Annotated in this window: 4 protein-coding genes and 1 tRNA gene; 1 reads left to right on the forward strand and 4 read right to left on the reverse strand. The window is 65.4% G+C overall.

Going from position 1 to position 4,815, the window contains the following annotated elements:
- Positions 1–219: 219 nt before the first annotated feature.
- The 4 genes from WA317_RS14385 to WA317_RS14400 all read right to left on the reverse strand — a co-directional run bounded on the left by WA317_RS14385 (position 220) and on the right by WA317_RS14400 (position 1,861).
- Positions 220–291 (reverse strand) — tRNA-Val (locus tag WA317_RS14385).
- A gap of 49 nt (positions 292–340) precedes the next feature.
- Positions 341–802: a peroxiredoxin gene (locus WA317_RS14390; protein WP_425173675.1), complete on the reverse strand. Its 462-nt coding sequence runs from the start codon at positions 800–802 to the stop codon at positions 341–343.
- Positions 802–1,224 carry a DUF3052 domain-containing protein gene (locus tag WA317_RS14395; protein WP_425173676.1) on the reverse strand — a complete coding sequence of 141 codons (423 nt, stop codon included), beginning with the start codon at positions 1,222–1,224 and terminating at the stop codon, positions 802–804. Before WA317_RS14395 ends, WA317_RS14390 begins: the two co-directional genes overlap by 1 nt.
- Before the next feature lie 112 nt (positions 1,225–1,336).
- Complete coding sequence (locus WA317_RS14400; protein WP_425173678.1) at positions 1,337–1,861, reverse strand: hypothetical protein; 525 nt, start codon at positions 1,859–1,861, stop codon at positions 1,337–1,339.
- 272 nt (positions 1,862–2,133) lie between these two features.
- Between WA317_RS14400 and aceE the strand changes: the two genes are divergently transcribed.
- Positions 2,134–4,815, forward strand: a 2,682-nt coding sequence (gene aceE / locus WA317_RS14405) for a pyruvate dehydrogenase (acetyl-transferring), homodimeric type (RefSeq protein WP_425173677.1), incomplete at its 3' end; no start/stop codon positions are given.

Below are 4,815 nucleotides of genomic sequence, written 5' to 3' on the forward strand. Positions count from 1 at the left end.
TGATCGGGCCTGATCGGATACGCAGCAGACCTCGATAACCTCAACCTCGCCTGATCGTTTCAGCACTTCCGGTGAGTACTACTCGGCCACTCCAATCGTCTGCTACGGCGAAGTGGCTCGGCCACGAACCGGCGATGACGCTGCGGGTATGGCACAACGGGCGTTCGTCGGTTGAACCCAAGAAAATCGCCGTATGGCGCTGGCCTGCAGAAACAGCGGTGGGCGCGGACGGTATCGAACCGCCGACCGCTGGTGTGTAAAACCAGAGCTCTACCACTGAGCTACGCGCCCGCGCCGTGCACGCTACCCGCTGAGGCGGCGCGCGCTCAAACGCGACAGCTCACTCTTTCAGGGCAGCCAGCGCGTCGGTCCACACTCGCTGATCGCGAGCTTCACCGGGCTGCTTCATCTCCGCGAATCGAATGACGCCCGACCGATCGATGACGAAAGTGCCGCGATTGGAGATGCCGGCTTTGTCGTTGAACACCCCGTAAGCCTGACTCACCGCGCCGTGCGGCCAGAAATCCGACAGCACCGGGAAAAGGAAGCCGTTTTCGACCGACCAGACCTTATGGCTCGGCGGCGGGCCGACCGAAACCGTCAGCGCCACGCTGTCGCCGTTGTCGTAGTCCGGCAGGTGGTCGCGCAGCTGGTCGAGCTCACCTTGGCAGATCCCGGTGAATGCCAGCGGGAAGAACACCAGCAACACGTTGCGGTCAGGGCGAAAGGCGCTCAGTGTGACGGGCTGCTGATTCTGGTCTCGCAAAGTGAAGTCGGGAGCGGCGGTTCCCACCGGAAGCATCAGCGGCGCCCGGCCCGCGACTTCGGCTGCACGAGCCGGCTGGCGCTCCAGTCTCCGAGGTTGACCGACGACGTCGGCATCAGGCCGGCGGTAGGCGCCGACTCGGCGATCTCCGCGGGCAACACGTGGCCGGGTTTGCCGGTCTTGGGGGTCAGCACCCAGATCACGCCGTCGTCGGCAAGCGCGGTGATCGCATCCATCAACGTGTCCACCAGGTCGCCGTCGCCGTCACGCCACCACAGCAGGACCACGTCGACTACCTCGTCGGTGTCCTCATCGAGCAACTCGGCACCGGACGTGTCCTCCACGTCGGCGCGCACGTTGTCGTCGGTGTCCTCATCCCATCCCCACTCCTGGACAACCTGCCCCGGTTGGATGCCCAGTTTCCGGGCGTAGTTTCGGCCGTCATCCGCCGCGACCACCGTGCGACCTCCTTCAACCGCGCGCCGTGCGATGCGCCCTATCGTTGCACAGCACAGCTTGCACCACACCGCTGACTCAGCAGGAGGTTCCGACGGACGAGCTGGGAACAAGTCACGAAGCAGCTATGCAGAGCTGCACCGCTTTGGTCTTGGTGTCGTTGAGCTGATCGACCTGTTTGTTGAACTCCGAGATCGGAGCATGCGAGGAGATGGCGTTGGCGACACCACGGGCGGCGTCGACGTAAGCGTTCAGCGCGGTGCGCAAGTCCGGGGACAGCGGGTCGCTGATACTCCCGGAAACGGCGTCGGCGCTGTGGTTGAGCGAGTCGGCCGCCGGAGCTTCGGCCGGTCCGGTGCTGCGGCCCTGGTTGAAGGCGGCGACGAAGAGGTTGACCTTTTCGATCGCGTCCTTGCTGGTGGTCGCGAGCGCTCCGCACGAATTGCGCACCGCCCGCGTCGTCAGCGACTGCTGACGCTGGGTTTCGCGAATGCGTGAGGTTGCCGACGAGGCCGAGACCGAGGCCGACACCGACGCCCGATAAGCCGGGGCGATGGCGGTGTCGACTGTTCCCATGCCCTCGGTGACGGTGGTGCAGCCGACGATAGCCATGAGCGCCGTCGCGACACCGCCAAGCATCAACCCGCCGAATCGCAGGCGACGAGCTGCCGGGTTCCCCGGTTCGCCTGGATCGCGTCTTCCCTTCAGCACAGCCCGTGACGTTACAGCCTTGATCGCCCCCGCGTTCCGGACGCACCGGATTCTCCAGGCGCCGAGCTCGCCCGCGCCGACTCCGCGCCGCAGGGGCTGCCGGTGCGGCACGATAGGAGGACCATGGGGAAAGACACACAGCAGTTCTGACCGGGAGCAACGTCGCAGCAGACGGAAGCGTCAACTACAGGAGTAGTGCATTGACTACCGAGTTCGTCCGCCACGACCTGGCGCAAAACTCCAGCGGTTTAAGCGAACCCGATCGCGTCCGGGTGATCCGGGAAGGGGTGGCGTCTTACCTGCCCGACATCGACCCCGAGGAGACGTCGGAGTGGCTGGAGTCCTTCGACGAACTGCTGGAACGCTCGGGGCCGTCGCGGGCGCGCTATCTGATGTTGCGGCTGCTGGAACGCGCCGGCGAGCAGCGGGTTTCCATTCCGGCGCTGACGTCGACTGACTACGTCAACACCATTCCGACCGAGCTGGAGCCGTGGTTCCCCGGCGACGAGGACGTCGAGCGCCGCTTCCGGGCTTGGATCAGGTGGAACGCGGCCATCATGGTGCACCGCGCCCAGCGGCCCGGCGTGGGTGTGGGAGGGCACATTTCGACGTACGCCTCCTCGGCCGCGCTCTACGAGGTCGGCTTCAACCATTTCTTCCGGGGCAAGTCGCACCCCGGCGGCGGGGACCAGGTTTTCATCCAGGGCCACGCCTCCCCCGGCATCTACGCGCGCGCCTTCTTGGAAGGTAGGCTCACCGCCGACCAGCTCGACGGGTTCCGCCAGGAGCACAGCCACCGCGGTGGCGGGCTGCCGTCTTACCCACATCCGCGGCTGATGCCGGACTTCTGGGAATTCCCGACCGTATCGATGGGCCTGGGACCGATCAACGCCATCTACCAGGCGCGGTTCAACCACTATCTACACGACCGCGGCATCAAAGACACCTCCGATCAGCACGTGTGGTGTTTTTTGGGCGACGGCGAGATGGACGAACCGGAAAGCCGGGGGCTCGCACATGTCGGGGCGCTCGAGGGTCTAGACAACTTGACCTTCGTCGTCAACTGCAACCTGCAGCGCCTCGACGGCCCGGTGCGGGGTAACGGCAAGATCATTCAGGAGCTGGAGTCGTTCTTCCGCGGGGCGGGGTGGAACGTGATCAAGGTGGTGTGGGGCCGCGAATGGGACGCTCTGCTGCACGCCGACCGGGACGGCGCACTGGTGAACCTGATGAACACCACATCGGACGGTGACTTCCAGACTTATAAGGCCAACGACGGCGGCTACGTTCGCGACCACTTCTTCGCGCGCGACCCGCGCACCAAGGCGCTGGTGGAAAACCTGTCCGATCAAGAGATCTGGAATCTCAAACGCGGCGGCCACGACTACCGCAAGGTGTATGCCGCCTACCGCGCCGCCGTCGAGCACAAAGGTCAGCCGACCATCATCTTGGCGAAGACCATCAAGGGCTACACGCTGGGCAAGCACTTCGAGGGCCGCAACGCCACCCACCAGATGAAGAAGCTGACGCTTGGCGACCTGAAGGACTTTCGCGACCGCGAGCGCATTCCGGTCAGCGACGCCCAGCTCGAAGAGGACCCCTACCTGCCGCCGTACTACCACCCCGGCGAGGAAGCCCCCGAAATTCGTTACCTGCTCGACCGGCGGCGCGCGCTGGGCGGCTTTCTGCCCGAGCGGCGCACGAAGTCGAAGGTGCTGACGTTGCCGGGCCGGGACACCTATGCGGCGCTGAAGAAGGGGTCGGGCAGCCAGGCGGTGGCCACCACCATGGCCACCGTACGCACCTTCAAAGAATTGTTGCGGGACAAGAACGTCGGGCCGCGGCTGGTTCCCATCATTCCCGACGAGGCGCGCACGTTCGGCATGGACTCCTGGTTTCCGAGCCTTAAGATCTACAACCGCAACGGCCAGCTCTACACCTCCGTCGACGCCGAATTGATGTTGGCATACAAGGAAAGTCAGATAGGGCAGATCCTGCACGAGGGCATTAACGAGGCGGGTTCGACCGCGTCGTTCACCGCTGCGGGCACCTCGTATGCGACGCACAACGAGCCGATGATCCCGATCTACATCTTCTATTCGATGTTCGGGTTCCAGCGCACAGGTGACGCACTGTGGGCCGCCGCCGACCAGATGGCCCGCGGATTCCTGCTCGGCGCCACCGCCGGACGCACCACGCTGACCGGCGAGGGCCTGCAGCACGCCGACGGCCACTCACTTCTGCTGGCCGCCACCAACCCCGCGGTAATCTCCTACGACCCGGCGTTCGCCTACGAGATCGCCTACATCATCGAATCCGGGCTGGCCCGCATGTTCGGCGAGAACCCGGAGAACGTCTACTTCTATCTCACCGTTTACAACGAGCCGTACAACCAGCCGCCCGAGCCGCACAACTTCAACCCGGAAGGCTTGCTGCGCGGTATTTACCGCTACCGGGACGCGACTGAGAAACGCACCAACACCGCTCAGATCCTGGCCTCCGGGGTGGCGATGCCGTCGGCGCTGGCGGCCGCCGACATGCTGGCCGCCGAATGGGACGTCGCCGCCAACGTGTGGTCGGTAACCAGCTGGGGCGAGCTCAACCGCGACGGGATCGCCGTGCAGAAGGAGCAGCTGCGCCATCCTGACCGGCCGGCCGGCGAGGCGTATGTGACCAAGGTGTTGTCCGAATCCGCGGGCCCCGTCGTCGCGGTGTCGGACTGGATGCGCGCGGTGCCCGAGCAGATCCGGCCCTGGGTGCCGAACACCTACGTCACCCTGGGCACCGACGGGTTTGGCTTCTCCGACACGCGGCCCGCCGCCCGCCGGTTCTTCAACACCGACGCCGAATCGCAGGTCGTGGCGGTCCTCGAGGCGCTGGCC

It is taken from the genome of Mycobacterium sp. (genome assembly GCF_049802695.1).
Lineage (GTDB): Bacteria > Actinomycetota > Actinomycetes > Mycobacteriales > Mycobacteriaceae > Mycobacterium.

Excerpts from the sequence above, each read along its gene's own strand:
- WA317_RS14390 (WP_425173675.1), bottom strand. The coding sequence starts at position 802 with ATGCTTCCGGTGGGAACCGCCGCTCCCGACTTCACTTTGCGAGACCAG.
- WA317_RS14400 (WP_425173678.1), bottom strand. The coding sequence starts at position 1,861 with ATGCTTGGCGGTGTCGCGACGGCGCTCATGGCTATCGTCGGCTGCACC.